This is a genomic window from uncultured Arthrobacter sp., assembly GCF_902805515.1.
Classification (GTDB): domain Bacteria; phylum Actinomycetota; class Actinomycetes; order Actinomycetales; family Micrococcaceae; genus Arthrobacter_D.
In genome coordinates this window covers 118,809-136,879 of record NZ_CADCTE010000001.1, presented here as the reverse complement: position 1 = coordinate 136,879, position 18,071 = coordinate 118,809, and the positions used below count along the sequence as shown (strand labels likewise).

Here is an 18,071-nt window from a genome sequence, read left to right as displayed (position 1 = left end):
CTCCTGGATGGGCCGCACCCTCGGGCGGCTGCCCGTAGCGGACGCCGCCTAAGAACTCCTTACCCTTCACCGGGGGCGGCCGATGAAACCTGCGACTGGCATCAGAGCCGGCATCGACCGGTGAGGGATAGGGCTGATCATCACTGCGGGCGGCGGTTCTTGGACCGGCGCCCGCAGTGATTTTTGCGAACAGGGCCAAGGTGGGGGCAGTCAGGTGCGCGGCATCTTGGGATCGGTGAAGGGACGGAGTTCATCTTCAATGGCTTCCATGACCTGTTCGACCGTCTCTCCCCGGGCCGACGCAGTCCGTTTCACAAATTCGATCGTGCTGTGGGCCAGGGATGTGACCAACAGGGGAACATCGGCCCCGGCCAGAACGGTAGCGATTCGGCTTCTTAGTTCACGTTCAGAGGTCAGACCCTCGTCGTAGTAACGGTAGGCGCTCAGCACCTCGAACACCCGTTGGGCGTTGGCGATGATGTTCGAGGGTGGTATCTGCTTATCGGCCATGCCGCCAGCGCCTTGTATGGAGTGGTCGAGGCGTGGCCGCGGGTCCGCTGGGTGCCCGGCTTCTGGTTCCGGTGACATATGGGGTCCCTGAAAAGGCTTTCTAATAGGGAGACCACGGTCCGGGATAACGATTCAAGCGTGCGAGGATATGGACACAGTGTCAACCCGCAGTATCTCGATGACAAGGCACGGTTCTGCTGCTTCACCACGGGCGGGTGGAGGATGCGGTCGGGCGGGCGCGACCCCGACCCTGCGCGCACCACCGAGTGGCTCTTGTCGACTCCGAGCCGAAGGCCGAAACTTGGCAACGGGGGCCCGTCCCGTCTCGTCGCCGACGACAGGGGTGAAGAGGGCGGGTGTTCCACCGATTCAATATCAGGGAGGTAGCAGTGTCGAATTTTGCGAAGAAGCGACCAATCACCGATCGGGAGCCGGTGCCGGCAACCGAGATTGCCGAGGCGGTCACGGCCGGGGACTTCCTCTACGATGACGGGGCCACGCAGACGTTTGATGAACGGGGCACGACAGTCTACGTCGAGCACGGCCGTCCGACGCAGGGCGAGTGGTACGTCGATGACAAGGGACGGTTCTGCTCCTTTTGGCCGCCGAGCTACCGCGCCTGCTACGAGCTCCGGTACCTCGTCGAGGACGGGGAAGTCACCGGCCTTGAATTCACCGAGCTCAACCGAGGATCAACGTTCACCGGACGCTACTCGCAGCAGGGCGCGTCCTGACCCTACCGGCGCGATGGTTGTCGCGAACGGCTCGAGCTCGGGGAGGGCGGACTCTTCCTTGACCGCCCGCACATCATGGTGGCCCGTCACAGGGTGCACCGTGACGAAGCCACCGCGCGTTGCTAGCGTGTGGCGCATGCCCATCAAACTCGAGAACGTCGGCATCGCGGTCCGCGACCTCGAAGCAGCGATCGCCTTCTTCACCGACCTCGGGCTCACCGTCCTCGGCCGCGACACGGTCAGTGGCGAGTGGGCCGACACCGCCGTCGGCCTCGACGGCAACCATGCCAAGATCGCCATGCTGCAGACGCCCGACGGCAACGGCCGCCTCGAGCTTTTTGAGTACCTCCACCCCGAGGCGATCGAGACGGAGCCCACCCTGCCCAATGACATCGGCATGCACCGTGTCGCCTTCTCGGTCGACGACATCGACGCGGCCCTCGAGATCGCCGCACGGCACGGCTGCCACCCGCTGCGCGGCGTGGCCACCTATGGAAATATCTACAAGCTCACCTACCTCCGCGGCCCCAGCGGCATCCTGGTGATGCTCGCGCAGGAACTGGCCAAGGGCTGACCCGCCGATCCCGGGCCGCAGACCACCACGCCGCGCGCAAATCCGGGGGTTTCGCGGAACATCGGCGCCCTCGAGATCGTTATACAAGGTAATGATGCCTTCTCAGGAAATCGACCTGACCTCCATCTCTCCCACGCGGTTGTGGGTGCCCAAACACGTGATGATCACGCGGTCCGCAGCCGATCTACCGCATACAGCCGAGATCATCAGACGTTGCGAGCGAGCCGGCGTCGACGACATCCGCTTCCTGCCCGGAAATGCGCTGACGGGTCTCCGCCGCGCCAGCGACCGGGAGACCTACGCGTCCGCGAAGAACACGCTTGCAGTGGCCGCGGCCCCGCCGAGTGCCCTGAAACCGCAGCCGATCCCGCCGAGCGCTGACTGGCGCATCGACCTCGCCAAGGGCTGCCCGGCCCACTGCCAGTACTGCTACCTCGCCGGATCCCTCCAGGGGCCGCCCGTGACCCGCGTTTACGCCAATATCGACGACGTGCTTGAGGGAATTCGCACCCACGCCGGCAGGGGTTCCGTCACCCGCGGGACCCTCGAGCGCGGTGACGAGGGGACGACGTTCGAAATGTCCTGCTACACCGACCCCCTCGGCATCGAGAACGTGACCGGTTCGCTCGCAGCCGCGATCGCCCGCGTGGGGACGGGCGAATTCGGGTCCGACGTGCAGCTGCGGTTCACGACGAAGTTCGACGACGTCGCTCCCCTGGTGACCCTGAATCATGGGCGTCGCACGCGGATCCGGTTCTCGGTCAATGCCGCAGAGGTGGCAAACCGCTTCGAAGGCGGAACCGCGCGCATGCCCGCGCGGCTTGCCGCTCTCCGTTCGGTGGCGGCGGCCGGCTATCGGGTGGGACTGACCATCGCCCCGGTCATGCCCATCCCCGGCTGGCGGGAGCAGTACGGCGCACTGCTCGACGACGTCTCCGAGGCCGTCACCGGCATCGGCGACCTCGATCTCACGGCCGAAATCATCACCCACCGCTTCACGCCCGCGAGCAAGGAGGTGCTGCTTGGCTGGTATCCAAGTACCAAGCTCGAGATGGACGAAGCTTCGCGGAGCCAGAAGCGTTCCAAGTTCGGCGGAGTGAAGTACATGTACCCGAAGCAGACCATGACGGAGATGCGCCGGTGGTTCACGGAGGAACTGGAACGGCGCCTGCCGGGTGCCCGGCTTCTCTACTGGACCTGAGCGCAAGCGCCAGGCGGTGCCTGCCGTCATTGGCGCGCTTACCGGACGCGACCGGGTGGCGGCTTCGGGCTAAAGGCGGTCAGCGGCTGCTTAGCAGGGAGAATCCGAGATGCGGCACTTCGATCGGAATCAGCACCTTGTCCTTTGGCGTCGATCGTATTCTCTCGCCGACCAGATAGGCGCCGGAATTCCCGACGACGACGCGCCCGCTTCCGTTGAGGAGCGCGGCGTCGCCGGGAATTGCCCGCAGGGCCGGCATGAAAATCTCTTCGAGTTTGCGGATTCGTATGTCGCAGCCGGCCACCCCTGCGAACTTCCCATTGAGCAGGATGGGCGCAGAGTGGGTAAGAATATATTCATCCAGCCCGAGGTAATCGACATACGGGCCCCACGCCGTCTGTTCTCCAGTGCGGTTCGCCGCGGCGAAGAACGGCATGTTCTGGTAGTCATAAAACCGCTCGCCGCCGGGCGTCAGATCAAATTCAAGCTTCTCGACGCTGTCCTGCCGCCTGATCCACCACTCGAGCCCGCCCTCGCTGCTCTTGATCGCCTCGGTTGAGAAGATAACTCCCGCCCCCACGACGAAGGTATGCGATTCCAGGAATTCCTTCGCCAGGCTTTCCAGCCTGGCGATGTCGCTCGAAGCGATGGTGAGGGGACTTGGGCGGTCCGGCCACAGCGCTGCCGTCCGTGCCGCGAACTGGTGGACGTCGAGGCCGAGGGCGTTCATCCACGCAGCGATGTCGGCTGCCGCCTGAACCGCAGGGGTAGGAGAGGTCACGGGCGCTCCTGCTGAGACGTCGGGTACCCAAGGGACAGCTTGGCATCCACGAGATGGTGGATGTCGTGCCGAATGTGCGCCAGTACCAACCGTTGGGCCTCTTCGGGCGCGTCGTTCGCTATCGCCCGTGCCAGGGCGAGATGTTCGCTCGCCACCCGTTCCGGATCGCGGGTCAGCGGTACGGGCGCCCACAGCGCCTGGACCGTTTCCGCCTGCAGCCTGATCTCGGCGTTCATCAGTCGTGGGGACTGGGCGAGGACCGCCAGTTCGATGTGAAATCTGCTGTCTGCCCGGGCGCGCAGCTCGGGTTTGTCCGACATGACAAGGGCAGTCGCAAGCTCCAGAAGCCTGCTGACTTCATGGGGCTCGGCCCGTTCACAAGCGAGCCGCACGGTGGCAGCAGCGATAGCGGCGTGCTCGTCTCCCACATCCCGGATTTCCGCAATGGAGGTTTCCCGAAACCACTTTTCCAGGACGTCGGCCGACGTAAAGGGCTGCTTGACGATAAATGTTCCGCCGTGGCGCCCCCGCCGCGTTGTGACGATCCCCTGGTCCCGGAGATCGGCCAGCGCCTCCCGGAGAGTAGACGGAGCAACGCCGAACATTTCGGAAAGAGCCGTTTCCGGAGGGAGCCGCTCGCCCACCTTCAGCAGGCCCAAAGCAATAGCTTTGGAAATCCGATTGACGATGGCTTCGGAGCGCTCGGTTTCGGGCAACGACCGGTACACCTGGGCTTGAAATGCGGTGTTCGATGCCAAAAAACGACTCCATGCAATAGAGGGACCAGCACTGATTCTAATCCGTCGACGACGGTCGGATCTGTGGCCGAACCGATCTGCCGCGCTCGCGCCCGGAAGCCGGCTCGTCCCATCCTGCTCTGGCGTCGAGTGTAACCCAACCCGCAGCGAAATCCATTGAAAACATAGCTTATACGTTGTCCGAGACGTACCCGGACCCTCCATCAGCGCGGATTGAGAGGTCTCCAGATTCGGTGTTGCCGTTCCATACCTTTGGAAGTAGGGTTTTACGAACGTGGCCCTGCTCACACTGACCCGGGGCCGATTCGAAGGAGTCCCATGCGTGAAGCAATCACGGAGCCGGTGACAGAGACCGACGGCGACGAAGACGCCCGACACCTCGCAAGCCTTGGCTACTCGTACGAAAAGCAGTTTGAGCGGGAGATGACGTTCTGGGGCAACGTCTCGTTGGGGTTCACCTACCTGTCGCCGGTGGTGGCCATCTACTCCCTCTTTGCAGCCTCCCTTGGTATTGCGGGGCCTCCGATGTTCTGGTCCCTCGTCATCGTCGGCGTCGGCCAGCTCCTCGTCGCCACAGTTTTCGGCGAGGTTGTGGCGGCGTACCCGGTGGCCGGAGGTGTTTATCCCTGGTCGCGGAGGCTTTGGGGCCGCAAATGGGGGTGGATGAACGGCTGGGTCTACCTCGTCGCACTCCTGACCACCATCGCCAGCGTCGCGTACGGGGCGGGACCGTTCCTCAGCACCCTTGTCGGAATGGAGAACACAGTCAATTCCGTCATCGTCGCGGGCCTTGTGGTCATCGCGCTGGCGACGGTGCTGAATCTTGGCGGAACCAAGGTGCTGAACACCGTTGCGATGATCGGCCTCCTGGCAGAACTCGGCGGCGCGCTGGCTGTGGGAACGTGGCTGCTGATCGCCGCCCGGCAGCACGACCTCAGTGTGCTGTTCCAGTCCTTCGGCGCCGGGGAAGGCAGCAGCTATTTCGTGGCCTTCGCGGCCGCCGGGCTGATCGGCATCTTCCAGTACTACGGGTTTGAAGCCTGCGGTGATGTCGCGGAAGAGGTTCCCAACCCCGGCCGCACCATCCCCAAGGCCATGAGGATGACCATCTACATCGGCGGATTCGCAGCGATGTTCGTCTGCCTGTCCCTGATCCTCGCGGTCCCCGACTTCGCCGCCGTGATCTCCGGCGCCGACACGGACCCCGTGGGCAATATCCTCCTCTCGGCCTTCGGTCCGGTCGGCTTCAAGGTGGTTCTGGCCGTCGTGCTCGTCTCCTTCCTCTCCTGCGTGCTGAGCCTTCAGGCAGCCACCTCCCGCCTCGCCTACTCGATGGCCCGGGACGGCATCCTTCCCGGCAGCAAGCTCCTGAGCACCTTCAGCGAAACGCGGCACGTACCGCCGTACGCCCTGCTCCTGGCGGGGCTGGTTCCGGCCCTGATCGTCATCGGATCCAAGGTTTCCAGCGACGCCCTGACCGTGATCATTTCCTTCGCCGCCATGGGCATGTACATGGGCTTCCAGATGGTGGTCCTTGCATCACTGCGGGCACGCCTGCTCGGCTGGAAGCCCAACGGAGCCTTCCAACTCGGCGTGTGGGGTATCCCGGTCAACATTGCCGCCCTGGTGTGGGGCGTCCTCGGCATGGTGAACATGGCCTGGCCCCGGACCCCGGAAGACGGTTGGTTCGCCAACCACGTCGTCCTGATTTCGGCCGTCAGCGTCGTCGGAATCGGCCTGATCTACATGGCGTGGAAGAAGCCGCACCTCAAGGGTGACGCCCCGGCAGCTGACGCCGTTCCCACGGCCCCCGCCGGCAACCGTCACGACGCCGCCCGTCCCGTCGACCGCGTTCAAGGATAAGAGGCAGAACTCATGCTGATCACCGGCATCAAGAGCCGTCCCGTGTACGACGAGCTGACGCCCATGGCCAGCGGCCTCCGCCACGTCGCTGCCGCCCAGGGCAGCGGCGGAGAGCCGCTGCTGCGCCTGCTGGGAGAGATGGACCCGGTACAGCTGGCCGCAACCACGGTCCTGTACTCAATCGAGTCCTTCACGGGCCGGAATCACCTGGCGCACATCAAGAAACATCAGGTGCGCGAACTCTTCGTGTTTCCCACCAACGCCGAGGCCGTTCGGGGACTCGACGCCGTCCTCGCGACTGCACAGATGGGCACCCGGCTGTACCTCTCCGGTTCCGAAGGATTCATCGGCACCTCGATGCAGGTCGCCACCTCCTACGGCATGAACCGGGACGAAGTGCTGCGCGAGCACGCGGGTTCCTTCGTGCGGCGGGTGTGGTGCGCGCACTGCGGCCACTATTCCGAGAATGTGACCCGGCGGGTCTTTCAATGCCCCGGGTGCGAACGAAATCTGGTCGTCCGCGACCACTACTCCGGACGGCTCGCTGCCTTCCAGGGAGTGAAAGCGGACGGCGAAGTACCCGGTGAACTGCCGGAAGATGAGGAGTTGGACACATGAGTGAGGCGCAGCACGGAGCCCTTCGGCTGAAAGTCGACCGGATCGAAGCCGTCACACCGGAGATTAACCGATACACCTTTTCCGCCGAGGATGGATCCTGGCTTCCACCATTCTCCGGAGGAAGCCACGTGCGTGTCCTGATTCCCTTCGAGGGAGAGACCCGCCGCAACGCGTACTCACTCATGAGTTCGCCCTACGACACGAGCAAGTACCAGATCGCCGTGCGCCGCATCGACGAGGGAAAGCGCGGCTCGCTCGCCATGCACCGGAATGTCCGGGAGGGCGACGTTCTGCTGGTCACGACGCCCGCGAACCTCTTTCCGGTGTCGAAGCACGCCCGGCACCACCTCTTCATCGCCGGAGGGGTCGGGGTGACTCCCATTTACGCTCAGCTGGAAGAGCTGAGCGTCAAGGGAGGCTCCTTCGAGCTCCACCTGGCCGTCCGGGGCCCGGAGCATGCCGCCCTCGGCCGCGAACTCAAGGAACTCTACGGGGACCGGGTCACGGTATACGGTGACGGCGACGGCTCCCGGCTGGACTCATCGGAGATCCTCGCCGGCCGGCCGCTGGGCACGCATACCTACGTCTGCGGACCGGACCGGATGGTCAATGACGTCATCGACGCCGCTCACGCCCTCGGATGGACCGAGTCGCACATCCACTACGAACGGTTCGAGGACCTCGGGTCGACCGGCAGCCCCTTCTCGGTCACCCTGGCCCGGTCCGGGGCAGTGATCGAGGTCTCTCCCGAGCAGTCGCTGTTGGAGGCGGCCGAAGAGGCGGGCCACAAGCTGCCCTATCTCTGCCGGGGCGGTGCGTGTGGCGAGTGCGAGACCGAGGTCCTTGAACTCGAGGGAACCATCGACCACCGGGACGACTGGCTGTCCGAATCCGAGCGATGCACGAACAAGCTCTTCATGCCCTGCGTCTCGCGGGCCACCTGCACAAAACTCGTATTGAACGCATAAGGAGAACACCGATGCCTGCGATCCCCACCCCGACCGGATTCACCCTGGATGAGACCTACACGCCCGAGGGCGAGTACCGGTTCAAAAACTCCCGTGAGGCGGTCCGCCGTCTCCCCTTCCCGTTCCCGGACGACGAATACATGTACTCGATGAATCTTGAACCGCACGTCCCGGCCGGTGACGGCGCGCTCAGTGCCGCGTTCGATATCGATGAGCACTACGTGTCCGAGTGTGCCCACCGCGCCCAGATGCTTCGGGACATGCCGGGCGTGCACTACCTTGCGCTGCCGCACATGCTGGAGGCTCAGTGGGACCTCCTGGAGCTCATCTTCGAGTCATACAACCGGGATTTCCCCGAACACTTCACCCTCACCAAGAACGGAAACGAATGGCGGTGGCAGAACCGGCTGCTCGGGATTGATGATTCGTTTACCTTCGGCGATCCCGCAACCCTGCCGATGGATCCGATGGAGTACGCAACACGGCAGGCCCAGGGCGAGTTCGTCGTTCTCGAGGAGCGGGATAACACGCTCGTCATCGGCGCCGGCATGACCACCCAGCGTGCCGACTACTCCCTGCAGTTCAACCTCGGCATGAACTTCTCCGAGTTCCACGGCCCCGTGCCCAAGCTGGACAAGCTGGGAATTCTGGACCGGGCCCTGAAGTTCCTCCTCCGCATGAAGCCCGGCCACCCCGTCCGGCGGGTCAACTGGTCCCTGACCGTGAACCCCCGCCTCGAGACCTCAGTGGAAACGCTGCCGGACTGGGCGCCAGACCGGGCGAAGGTCACCGCTGAAAACGCGGGAGAAATGGTGCACCTGCGTATCGAGCTGCAGCCCCTGCACCTCCTGCCCCGCTCGAATGCCATCGTGTTCCCGGTCCGCACCTACCTCGTCAGCCTGGCTGAACTGGTGGAACACGCACCGGACTGGGCGAAGCGGGTACATCGGGCGCTCGCCTCCCTGGATCACGAACTCGCCGACTACAAGGGCTTCCACCGGTATCACGCCGCTGCCGTCGAATGGCTCTCACAGCACGACGACGGGGCACCGTTGGCGACGGGTTACCCCTGGTACCCGGACGGCATCCAGCCCGGCAACAGCTAAGTCTCACGGGGGAGGAATTTTGGGCACCTGTCCAGAATTCCTCCACCGACCGCTGTCAGCGGGAACCGCCCGTCGTTACCCCTGTGCCGGGGAAAGGTTTTGCGTGGCGCGTGCCGCTCCGGCCGCGGCCGAACTTCCCAGGTCGCCTCCGGGCAGCTCCTGCTGGGCGGTCAGTGCTGTCGCCCAGGCGTCCGTGGTGCCCACGGCCGCCCAGTTGGAATTCAGCAGTGCGAGCAGGGTCGTGTGCACGGTCCGGGCATCAACGAAACCGGCGTCGTTGGCGAGATTGATCGCGCCTGTGGCATCGGAAAGGACCTCGGTGGTGAAACCGAGGGCTTCGGCCTCGACGGCCGAGCCGAGAATGCAGTTGTTGGTCATGTAGCCCACGAGGGTGACGGTGTCGACGTCGTTCCCGCGCAGCCAGGCAGTGAGGTCGGTGCCGGCATACACCGAGCCGTACTGCTTCACGACGCTCTTCCACGCCTCGGTGCGCCGGCTCTGGACCTCGGGGTGGAGTTCGAATTCCGGAGTGCCCGGGGCGAAGACGGGGGCTCCCTCGCCTGCGGTGTGCTGCACGACGGCGATGGGGATGCCTGCCGCGGTGGCCGCATCGATCGCTGCGGTGATGCGCGGCAGCGACTGCTCGTGCGGCGGGTGCTGGATCTCGAGCAGACCGCTGAAGTACTGCTGCTGGACATCGACGAGAACGAGGGCGCGGCGGGGTGTGCTCATGATGAGGGATTCTCCTGGGTGTGGGGATGGCGGTGACCGCCGGGTGGCGGAATTCCATCCTTCACGGCGCAGCGGCGGGACAACAGTGGCACGCATGCCTAGGTACGATGGAATCGGGCCAATCGGGAGGATGCATGCGTAGTGCGGTGTACGCCTTCGAGGGCGTGACGATGTTCCATCTCGCCGTCCCGCAGATGGTTTTCGATGAGGTCACCCGGCAGGGTCTCGCGGAGTGGACGACCACCTTGTTCTCCGATAAGCCCGGCGCGGTCCGGACGGCCGAGGGGTATCAGCTGGCCGGAATCGCGGGCCCCGACGCTGCAGCGGCCGCGGACGTTGTGGTGGTGCCCTCATGGTTCGACGACGGGCGCGTTCCGAGCGACACCCTGCGGACCATACTGCAGGATGCGCACCGGCAGGACGTCGCAATCCTGGGCCTGTGCCTTGGTGCGATAGCCCTGGCGGACGCGGGGCTGCTCGCCGGGCGTCAGGCCGTCACACACTGGCAGGCTTTTCCCACCCTGACCGAGCGGCACCCTGACGTCCTCCTCGACCGCTCCGTGCTGTATATCGACCACGGGGACGTGATGACTTCGGCGGGAACGGCGTCGGGCCTGGACGCCTGCCTTCACCTTGTCCGGACCCGTCTGGGAGCGGATGCGGCAAACAAGGTAGCGCGCAGCCTCGTCGTCGCACCCCACCGCGAGGGCGGCCAGGCACAGTACATCGAGCATCCGGTGCTCCAGCGATCCACCGACGACCCGATTGCGCGTTTGCTCGAGTGGGCTCTGGCCAACCTCCGCGAGCCGCTCACCATCGATCAGCTTTCACAGCGGGCGCACATGAGCCGACGGACTTTCGTCCGCGCTTTCCGGGCAGCCACCGGGACAACACCGTCCGCCTGGGTCCGTTTACGCCGGCTCGATGCCGCCCGCCGCTTGTTGGAGACCACCGATCTGTCGATCGATCAGATCGCCGCGGACTGCGGGTTCGGCAACGCGGTCACACTCCGCCAGAACTTCGCGGCCGCCTTCTCGACCACCCCGACGGACTACCGGCGCCGCTTCGACACCCGACCGGCTACACCGACCCTGCCCTGACGCCGGCGCCTGCGACGGCTAGACAGCTCGAAGAAGCGCGTCTCCTCGGTTTCGAGCACATCGTCCAGGTCATCCTGATCCCGCGCCATTAACCGCCCAAGACTCTGACGAAAAATATCGGACATCAGCCACGTGGGATCTGCCAATGCCACCGTGTGGCACACACCTTTATCATCAACCCACATATTGGTCCTATCCACGAGCCGGTGCTGCACCGAAAGAATAAGGATCCGCGTTCAGCTGCCCTGATCGGGGTGCTGGGCCGGACCCTCCGTTGTGCTGACCCATCGTGTCTCTGCTGATTCGACGATGCTGAGCGTGGGCAGTTTAGCCACCCGTCCGTCCCCGGATGATCGCCCTCGGATACGGCGGTTGACCCAAGGCAACACGTAGAACCACCACCACTGTGCTTCAGTTCGGACCGTTCGGGGAGGCCGTGTTCCCACCAGTGCCGCGTTCCAGTCAAAAGCACCCGCCAGACCCAACGCATCAGCCGCCCCCAGAGCGAGACGTTCGTGACCCAGCTGGGAAAGATGGAGTCGGTCGAGATCCCAGGCCCGGGGGTCTTCGAAGACTGTCCCCTCGGTGCCGGCAAGCGAGGCGAGACCCCACTGGTCGGACAACTGCCCGTAGATGGCGTTCAGGCGCCGTCGCCGGACGTCGATAAGGCTTCCTGCGGGCGATACACTCTTCAGATCAGGGATCGGAACGAACATCACGTCGGCGCCTGATTCCCTGAACGCCGTGACCAATCCGGCGAGGCTGGCTTGGAGGGCGTCGAAGTCGACACGTGGACGCAGGATGTCATTCATACCGGCCGTGATGGTGACGAGATCCGGAGCAAGACTCAGTGCCCGGTCCAGCTGATGTTCGCGGACCTGATCGGTCTTGTATCCGCGCACGGCGAGGTTCGCATACTCGACCGGTCCGTGCTGAACGGTATGCAGACCCGCAAGGCGGTCCGTCCATCCGCGCGGCGTTCCATCCGGCCAGGGAAGGTCCCCAACCCCTTCGGACAAACTATCCCCGATCGCGATGTACCGATAAGTCATGGTGGTTCCCTTGGTCGGAAGTTCCGGACGCCAGGCGGCCTTGCATCGGATCCCGGCGAGGAACCGGCCCGATCTGTCCCGAGGTGTGAAGCACGGCCTCCTTGGCACAGGCGCAGCACGCCCTCCCAGACTATGCCCTGGTCGGGGGCATCGCAGCGGGCTCGAGCATCTGCTCCCGGGAGTACTGCAAGGTGACCATCACGACGGCGATGACGGGTGTGGCGAGAAACGCGCCAACGATGCCGAACAGCGACGCGCCGGCCGCCACTCCAGTGAGGACTACAGCTGGGTGGAGCTTGAGCGACCTACCGACCAGGAGCGGTTGCAACACGTTACTTTCGAGCTGCTGCACGAGCAGGACGAGGCCCAACACAATCAAGGCGATGCCCCACCCTTCGGACAGGAGCGCCACGAGCGTGGCGAGGAGCCCGGTCGCGACGGCGCCGATCACCGGAAGGAACCCGCCGAAAAATATCAGCACCGCCAACGGCAGAGCAAGCGGGACCCCGAGGGCCCAAAGCCCGGCCCCAATGAACACAGCGTCCACGAGTGCTACTGCTGCCTGGGAGGACACGTATGCGGACAAGGTCTGCCAGCTCCTCGATGACACCCCCGCGGCATGGACGAACGCCGTGCCCGTCGTCCACCGCAGAAGCCATTCGGAGAACCTGTCTCCGTCCTTGAGGCAGAAGAACGTCAGAATCAGCGTCAGCAGCACCGTCACCGTGATCGAACCGACCGTCTCTAGGCCCGTGAACAGCTGTGCCAGGAGCTGACCCAGGTTCTCCTGCGGCCAAACGAGCACCGATTCGAGGAACTCGTTGATGTCCGCCTCCGTGAACCACGACGACGCCGCGAACTCGTTCAGGCTCCGGATATTGTCCTTCGTGCGCATCGATAGTTCCCGCACCCCGTTCACGGACAGGGCGGCAGTTGCCCACCCCACCCCGACCGCCGCTCCCACCAGCCCGACGATTGTGATGGCTGCGGCTGCCGCCGCAGGCAGGGCGCGACGCAGGAATATTGTGACGGGCCAAAGTATCGATGACAGCAGCAGGGCCAGGATCAGCGGGAGGACGATCACCCACACGCTGGAAAGCAGATAGCATGCGCCGATAACTGCAGGCGCAATGATCATGAGCCGTCCCAGGATCGGCGTCGCCGCTCTCAGGGCCGAAAGCAGCGCTCCGCGGCGGATACGCCGTGGTGTTTCCCGTATTTCATGGGGACTGGATCTTCCTTCCCGCGCGGCCGCCATCATCAGGTCCTGCTGCTCGGCCATATCTTTCCTTCAAGTGAAATGTTGGATGCATTCTGCGTCACCGCAGTCACTTTATAGAGAGGTTCTCGGCAATTTCGTCCGCCAAATGGAGTATCCGATGTACTCCCTTAGGACTATTTTCATTCCGGGATTCGTCACGCCGCGGCACGGAAAGCGTTGCGTCCTAGGAGGCCGGCTGGATCGATGCAACGATGAAAGGGTGGCAGCCGCAGATTCCTCAGCTTGGGTCAGCTCGACCGCTTTGACCAGATTCCGACTCGCTCCCAATCCCGGACCGATGAGCCTCGAAGGCACCAATTCGTATCTGATCGGTGCGGAAGACAGCGCGGGAGCGGTGGTGGTGGATCCCGGGCCGCTGGACGAGCAGCACCTTCAGGCGCTCGCGGCCGGCCCAGTGGAACTCATCCTGATCACGCACCGCCACGCAGATCACACCGCCGGGGCCGCGCGCCTGCACGAGCTGACGGGTGCACCCGTCCGGGCCGCCGACCCGGAGCATTGCATCGGTGACCGGCCATTGCAGGACGGCGAGGTCCTCTCGGCCGCCGGAACCGAGATTCGGGTGGTGGCAACGCCGGGGCACACCTCCGACTCGGTCTGCTTCCACCTCCCTTTCGACGGGCCGGCGGGATCGGTGCTCACCGGCGACACCATCCTGGGCCGCGGAACGACGATGCTCGACCATCCCGATGGCCGCCTCGGCGACTACCTTGCCTCACTGGACCGGCTCGAACCGCTGGGTCCGGCCACAGTGCTGCCGGCCCACGGCCCGGTCCTGCCCGCACTCGACGCCGTCGTGCGCGCCTACCGCGCGCACCGCCTGGAGCGCCTCTCCCAGGTCCGCTCCGCCATCGCCGGGCTTGGGCCGGACGCGGAGGTACGGCAGATCGCTGACGTTGTCTACGCCGATGCGGATCCCTCCGTACGGCGGGCGGCCGAGAGTTCAGTGGCGGCCCAGCTGGAGTACCTCCGCACCTTGCCGTAACGACGCCCCGCAACCGGGCGGCGTGGACATTGGACTGGAGGAGGTCAGGCACATCCGAGATGCGCTCCCTAGGATAGGGAATGCAGTCGCGGACACGAATCGACGTGTCCGTCCAACAGCAAGGAGAACCATGGCTACCGTTCGCACAGCCCACACCGTCTGGAGTGGCGACCTCGCCTCAGGCTCGGGACAGGTCACCCTCGATTCCTCCGGCGTCGGCACCTACGACGTCACCTGGAAGGCACGCGCCGAGCAGTCCGAGGGCAAGACGAGTCCTGAGGAGCTCATCGCCGCAGCACACTCGGCATGTTTCTCGATGGCCTTCAGCCACGCCCTGAGCGAGGAAGGCAAAACCCCCGAGCGCGTGGAGACCAAGGCGGAGGTCGACTTCCAGCCCGGCACCGGGATCACCGCGATCCGGCTCACGCTCGACGCCACCGTGCCCGGGATTTCGGAGGAGGACTTCCAGCGCCTCGCCCAGGCCGCCAAGGAGGGCTGCCCGGTCTCGCAGGCCCTTGCCGCCGTCAAGGACATCTCGCTCACAGCCACCCTGCAGGGCTGATCAACCCGCACGGAGCTTCACGGGAGGACCGGGGACACCGTTCCCGGGTCCTCCCGTCTTCCACACCTGAGGGAATCCGGCGCTGCCCGCGGAGGTGTCAGAGCCGTGCGACGTCCTCGAGCGGAACGACCAAATCAGCCCGTTCCCTGGTGCCGCGGATAAGGCGGGCGTTCGGTTCGTCGACGTTTGCGACCCACTCGGTGGCCGCGTCCGGGCTTTTCCCGAAGCGGATGTGCCGGGCGACCAGGCGTTCCACCCGAAGCTCGTCGTCCTGCTCGCAGTACCAGATTTCGGTGCACTGGGATCGGACCTCCCGCCAGCCGGGTTCATCGAGCAGGAGGTAGTTGCCCTCGGTGAGGATGGTCGTCGCCGACGGGTGCACGGGAATGGCTCCCGCGATGGGCTGCTCGATGGTGCGTTCGAATCCCGGTGCGTACACCGCGGCCTCCCGTGGTCCCCGCAGCCGCTTCAGGAGGGCGGCGTACCCGTAAGCATCGAAAGTGTCCGGTGCACCCTTGCGGCCGAGCCGGCCGAGGCGGGCCAGCTCGACGTCGGCCAGGTGGTAGCCGTCCATCGGCACATGCGCATGATGCTGGCGCTCAGGTGCCCCTTCTCCGTCGTTGAGCCGGAGCATGAGCTGCTCGACGAGCGTGGTCTTGCCCGCCCCCGGGGGTCCGACGACGCCGATAATCACCGGCGCCGGATGGGATTCCTTCAGGTGAGCGATCCGTTCGAGAAGGTCATTGAGAGTCACCGTGCGGCCCGGCTCGCGTGCAACTGGTCCTGCAGGAAGGTCCGGGCGCGCACCCCCTGTGCCGTGAGGCCGATTCCGGCCGCCGGAAGTTCTCATGTGCCCCTCTCCAGACGCGTCAGTGGGCTGCCGATCCGACAGGTCCACGTGGGTCCGTTCCGGACAGAATCCGCGCGAAGGATGCCCGCAGACGGCTCTCGCTTTCCCGGTCCGCTCCGAGGCGGTCCAAACCCAGCAGGGCGGCGCCCACAATCGGTGCCGATCCGGTGCTGTGCGCGACGGCCAGCGGCGCATCGGCCCGAAGGCCGCGGCGGATCCCGTTGTGGAGGAGATCGTTTCCGCTGGTGAGCACCCCTCCTCCGAGGACCACGGTGGTGGGCTTTTCCAGCAGCTCCAGCCGCCGCAGCGCGGCAAGGGCGAGGACAACCACTTCCTCCGCCTGCCGCTCGACAATACGGACGGCGACGGCGTCCCCATCAGAGGCGGCCCGCAACACCACCGGAGCCAACGTCCTCAGCTCGGCGGGGTCCAGCCGGCGGTAGTGAAGGGCCTCGATCACCTCCGCGAGCGAGCCGGCCCGAAACCGCTCGCTGATGAGGTGAACCAGTGAGGTGGGCTCGCCCCTGCCGTCGATGGCCCGGGCTGCCCACCAGAGGGCTTCGTCGCCCAGCTGCATCCCGCCGCCCCAGTCGCCGGAAATCCGTCCGAGGGAGGGGAAGCGGGCCTGCCGCCCGTCGCTCGTCACACCGACGCAGTTGATTCCCGCACCACAGACCACGGCCACCGCGTCACGGTCATCGGTTCCGGCCCGCAGGAGCGCGAACGTGTCGTTATCCACGACGGTCTCACCTGCCCAGCCCCTGGCCGCCAGCGCCTTCGTCAGTTCGGCCGTTTCGCCCGGCAGGTCCGCTCCGGCGAGATAGGCACCGGCGGACTCTGCAACCCCCACGGCACCATCGAACCCGGCCTGGGCAGCGGCACGTGCGACGAGCCCGTCGAGGAGATCGACGCAGCCTTCGAGGCCCAGAAAGTGGGGTGAGGATCCAGGCCCCCGTACGTGCGAAAGAACCTCCCCGGAGGAAGCGATCAGCGCGACATCCGTCTTGCTGTTGCCGCCGTCGATGGCCAGTACTGCCGCGTTCATCGTGCCCATGCCAGGTGCTGCCGGTTCGCACTGAGCAACCGGTCGGTCAGCTGGTCGGCGAGGTCGATCTGGCCCACGAGGGGGTGGGCGAGCAGGGCGCGGAAGACGCGGTCCCGCCCGCCCCGCAGGGCGGCGTCCAGCGCCAGTTCCTCGTAGGCCGACACGTGGGAAATCAGTCCGGAATACAGGGGATCCACCGGTTCCACCTTCACCGGGACGACTGCCTCCGACGTGATCCTTCCGGGCACCTCGATGACGGCCTCCGCCGGGAGGAACGGGAAGGTTCCCTCATTGCGGACGTTGACCACCTGGACGTCTCCGTGGTCGCTCATCAGAGAGGCGACCAGATTGATGGCCGCCTCGGAGTAGAACGCACCACCGCGTTCGGACAGCAGGGCGGGCTTCTCATCGAGGCTCTCGTCCGCATACATCGCCAGGAGCTGTTCCTCAATGTCCGCCACCCGCTGGCCGCGGGAGGGCTCCCGGCGCTGCTCCTCCACCACGGCATCATGCTGGTAGAAGTAGCGGAGGTAGTAGGACGGGATGACCCCCAGGCGGGTCAGAACGTTCTCGGGGAGGTGCAGATGCCCTGCCATGTCGGCCGCATGGCGGTCGAGGAGCAGCGGCAGCTGGTCCACGCCGTCGAGGCGCACCGCCCGCTCCCAGGTCAGGTGGTTCAGGCCGATGTGGTCCAGCTCGAGGCGCTCGGGGGACACCTCGAGCAGCCGGGCAAAATATCGCTGCAGGCCGATGGCCACATTGCAGAGGCCGACGGCGCGGTGGCCCGCGTCGAGCAGGGCGCGCGTCACGATGCCCACAGGGTTGGTGAAGTCGACGATCCAGGCACCCGGTGCGGCAAGCCGGCGCACCCTGTCCGCGACGTCGAGCACAACAGGAACCGTGCGCAGTGCCTTCGCGAGGCCGCCTGCTCCCGTTGTTTCCTGTCCGAGGCAGCCGCAGTCGAGCGGCCAGGTCTCGTCACCGATCCGGGCCGCCTGCCCTCCGACGCGCAGCTGGATCAGGACCACGTCGGAATCTGTCACCGCCGCATCGAGGTCGGTTGTCGCGATCACCCTGGCAGGGTGGCCCCCTCGAGCGAGAATCCGCCGGGCCAACCCGGCCACCAGTCCCAGCCGCTCGGCGGCGGGGTCGGTCAGCACCACTTCATCGATCGACAGCGAGTCCCGAAGCCGCGATATCCCGTCGATCAGTTCGGGCGTATAGGTGGAGCCTCCGCCGACAACCGTCATCCTCATCTTCAACCGCTCCTCACTGAACCAGTTCGCCAAAGGGCCGGAATGATCGCACCATCGCATCACTTCGAATTGAGCATCCAGCGGAGGCAGCCCG

The 18,071-nt window shown here is 65.4% G+C and carries 19 protein-coding genes; 10 read left to right on the top strand and 9 right to left on the bottom strand.

Going from position 1 to position 18,071, the window contains the following annotated elements; all coding sequences use genetic code 11:
- Positions 1–210: 210 nt before the first annotated feature.
- Positions 211–510, bottom strand: coding sequence for a hypothetical protein (locus tag QZX79_RS00685; protein WP_294563297.1), 300 nt, complete (start codon positions 508–510; stop codon positions 211–213).
- A gap of 389 nt (positions 511–899) precedes the next feature.
- Between QZX79_RS00685 and QZX79_RS00680 the strand changes: the two genes are divergently transcribed.
- From QZX79_RS00680 to QZX79_RS00670, 3 genes are all read left to right on the top strand, one after another.
- Positions 900–1,244 (top strand): hypothetical protein, encoded by a 345-nt coding sequence (locus tag QZX79_RS00680; protein ID WP_294563296.1) that lies wholly within the window; start codon positions 900–902, stop codon positions 1,242–1,244.
- 136 nt (positions 1,245–1,380) lie between these two features.
- Positions 1,381–1,818, top strand: a complete 438-nt coding sequence (locus QZX79_RS00675) for a VOC family protein (protein ID WP_294563309.1) — start codon at positions 1,381–1,383, stop codon at positions 1,816–1,818.
- Between the two features lie 94 nt (positions 1,819–1,912).
- Positions 1,913–3,019 carry a spore photoproduct lyase family protein gene (locus QZX79_RS00670; protein ID WP_294563294.1) on the top strand — a complete coding sequence of 369 codons (1,107 nt, stop codon included), beginning with the start codon at positions 1,913–1,915 and terminating at the stop codon, positions 3,017–3,019.
- A 79-nt stretch (positions 3,020–3,098) separates the two neighbouring features.
- On the opposite strand, the gene QZX79_RS00665 is transcribed toward QZX79_RS00670, so the two are convergent.
- Both QZX79_RS00665 and QZX79_RS00660 read right to left on the bottom strand, forming a co-directional pair.
- The gene (locus QZX79_RS00665) at positions 3,099–3,800 is read right to left on the bottom strand and encodes a cache domain-containing protein (RefSeq protein WP_294563292.1); all 702 of its coding nucleotides are present in this window, start codon (positions 3,798–3,800) and stop codon (positions 3,099–3,101) included.
- A complete protein-coding gene (locus QZX79_RS00660; protein WP_294563290.1) occupies positions 3,797–4,558 on the bottom strand; it encodes a FadR/GntR family transcriptional regulator in 762 nt (253 codons plus the stop codon). The genes QZX79_RS00665 and QZX79_RS00660 overlap by 4 nt, the downstream gene beginning before the upstream one ends.
- A gap of 318 nt (positions 4,559–4,876) precedes the next feature.
- On the opposite strand from QZX79_RS00660, the gene QZX79_RS00655 reads away from it, so the two are divergent.
- The 4 genes from QZX79_RS00655 to QZX79_RS00640 are packed head-to-tail and all read left to right on the top strand — an operon-like array spanning position 4,877 to position 9,113.
- The gene (locus QZX79_RS00655) at positions 4,877–6,421 is read left to right on the top strand and encodes an APC family permease (RefSeq protein WP_294563288.1); all 1,545 of its coding nucleotides are present in this window, start codon (positions 4,877–4,879) and stop codon (positions 6,419–6,421) included.
- Positions 6,422–6,433: 12 nt separating this feature from the next.
- Positions 6,434–7,039 carry a dimethylamine monooxygenase subunit DmmA family protein gene (locus QZX79_RS00650; RefSeq protein WP_294563285.1) on the top strand — a complete coding sequence of 202 codons (606 nt, stop codon included), beginning with the start codon at positions 6,434–6,436 and terminating at the stop codon, positions 7,037–7,039.
- Positions 7,036–8,007: a PDR/VanB family oxidoreductase gene (locus QZX79_RS00645; RefSeq protein WP_294563283.1), complete on the top strand. Its 972-nt coding sequence runs from the start codon at positions 7,036–7,038 to the stop codon at positions 8,005–8,007. The genes QZX79_RS00650 and QZX79_RS00645 overlap by 4 nt, the downstream gene beginning before the upstream one ends.
- A gap of 11 nt (positions 8,008–8,018) precedes the next feature.
- On the top strand, positions 8,019–9,113 hold the full coding sequence (locus QZX79_RS00640) for a DUF3445 domain-containing protein (protein ID WP_294563281.1): 1,095 nt from the start codon (positions 8,019–8,021) through the stop codon (positions 9,111–9,113).
- Between the two features lie 75 nt (positions 9,114–9,188).
- Here the strand turns inward: QZX79_RS00640 and QZX79_RS00635 are convergent, their stop codons facing one another.
- Positions 9,189–9,845 (bottom strand): isochorismatase family protein, encoded by a 657-nt coding sequence (locus QZX79_RS00635; protein WP_294563279.1) that lies wholly within the window; start codon positions 9,843–9,845, stop codon positions 9,189–9,191.
- Between the two features lie 134 nt (positions 9,846–9,979).
- Here QZX79_RS00635 and QZX79_RS00630 point away from each other — a divergent pair, with 134 nt between their 5' ends.
- Positions 9,980–10,945 (top strand): GlxA family transcriptional regulator, encoded by a 966-nt coding sequence (locus QZX79_RS00630; protein ID WP_294563277.1) that lies wholly within the window; start codon positions 9,980–9,982, stop codon positions 10,943–10,945.
- Between the two features lie 236 nt (positions 10,946–11,181).
- On the opposite strand, the gene QZX79_RS00625 is transcribed toward QZX79_RS00630, so the two are convergent.
- Positions 11,182–11,997, bottom strand: a complete 816-nt coding sequence (locus tag QZX79_RS00625; protein ID WP_294563275.1) for an SGNH/GDSL hydrolase family protein — start codon at positions 11,995–11,997, stop codon at positions 11,182–11,184.
- Positions 11,998–12,127: 130 nt separating this feature from the next.
- Positions 12,128–13,279, bottom strand: coding sequence for an AI-2E family transporter (locus tag QZX79_RS00620; RefSeq protein WP_294563273.1), 1,152 nt, complete (start codon positions 13,277–13,279; stop codon positions 12,128–12,130).
- A 199-nt stretch (positions 13,280–13,478) separates the two neighbouring features.
- Between QZX79_RS00620 and QZX79_RS00615 the strand changes: the two genes are divergently transcribed.
- The gene (locus QZX79_RS00615; RefSeq protein ID WP_294563269.1) at positions 13,479–14,264 is read left to right on the top strand and encodes an MBL fold metallo-hydrolase; all 786 of its coding nucleotides are present in this window, start codon (positions 13,479–13,481) and stop codon (positions 14,262–14,264) included.
- A gap of 130 nt (positions 14,265–14,394) precedes the next feature.
- Positions 14,395–14,826: an OsmC family protein gene (locus QZX79_RS00610; protein ID WP_294563267.1), complete on the top strand. Its 432-nt coding sequence runs from the start codon at positions 14,395–14,397 to the stop codon at positions 14,824–14,826.
- 97 nt (positions 14,827–14,923) lie between these two features.
- Here the strand turns inward: QZX79_RS00610 and QZX79_RS00605 are convergent, their stop codons facing one another.
- The 3 genes from QZX79_RS00605 to QZX79_RS00595 form a co-directional block, all read right to left on the bottom strand.
- Entirely contained in the window at positions 14,924–15,580 is a 657-nt protein-coding gene (locus tag QZX79_RS00605; protein ID WP_294563265.1) for a nucleoside/nucleotide kinase family protein, read from the bottom strand.
- Positions 15,581–15,695: 115 nt separating this feature from the next.
- The gene (locus QZX79_RS00600; RefSeq protein WP_294563263.1) at positions 15,696–16,730 is read right to left on the bottom strand and encodes an N-acetylglucosamine kinase; all 1,035 of its coding nucleotides are present in this window, start codon (positions 16,728–16,730) and stop codon (positions 15,696–15,698) included.
- Positions 16,718–17,977, bottom strand: coding sequence for a 6-phospho-beta-glucosidase (locus QZX79_RS00595; protein ID WP_294563261.1), 1,260 nt, complete (start codon positions 17,975–17,977; stop codon positions 16,718–16,720). Before QZX79_RS00595 ends, QZX79_RS00600 begins: the two co-directional genes overlap by 13 nt.
- Positions 17,978–18,071: the final 94 nt, after the last annotated feature.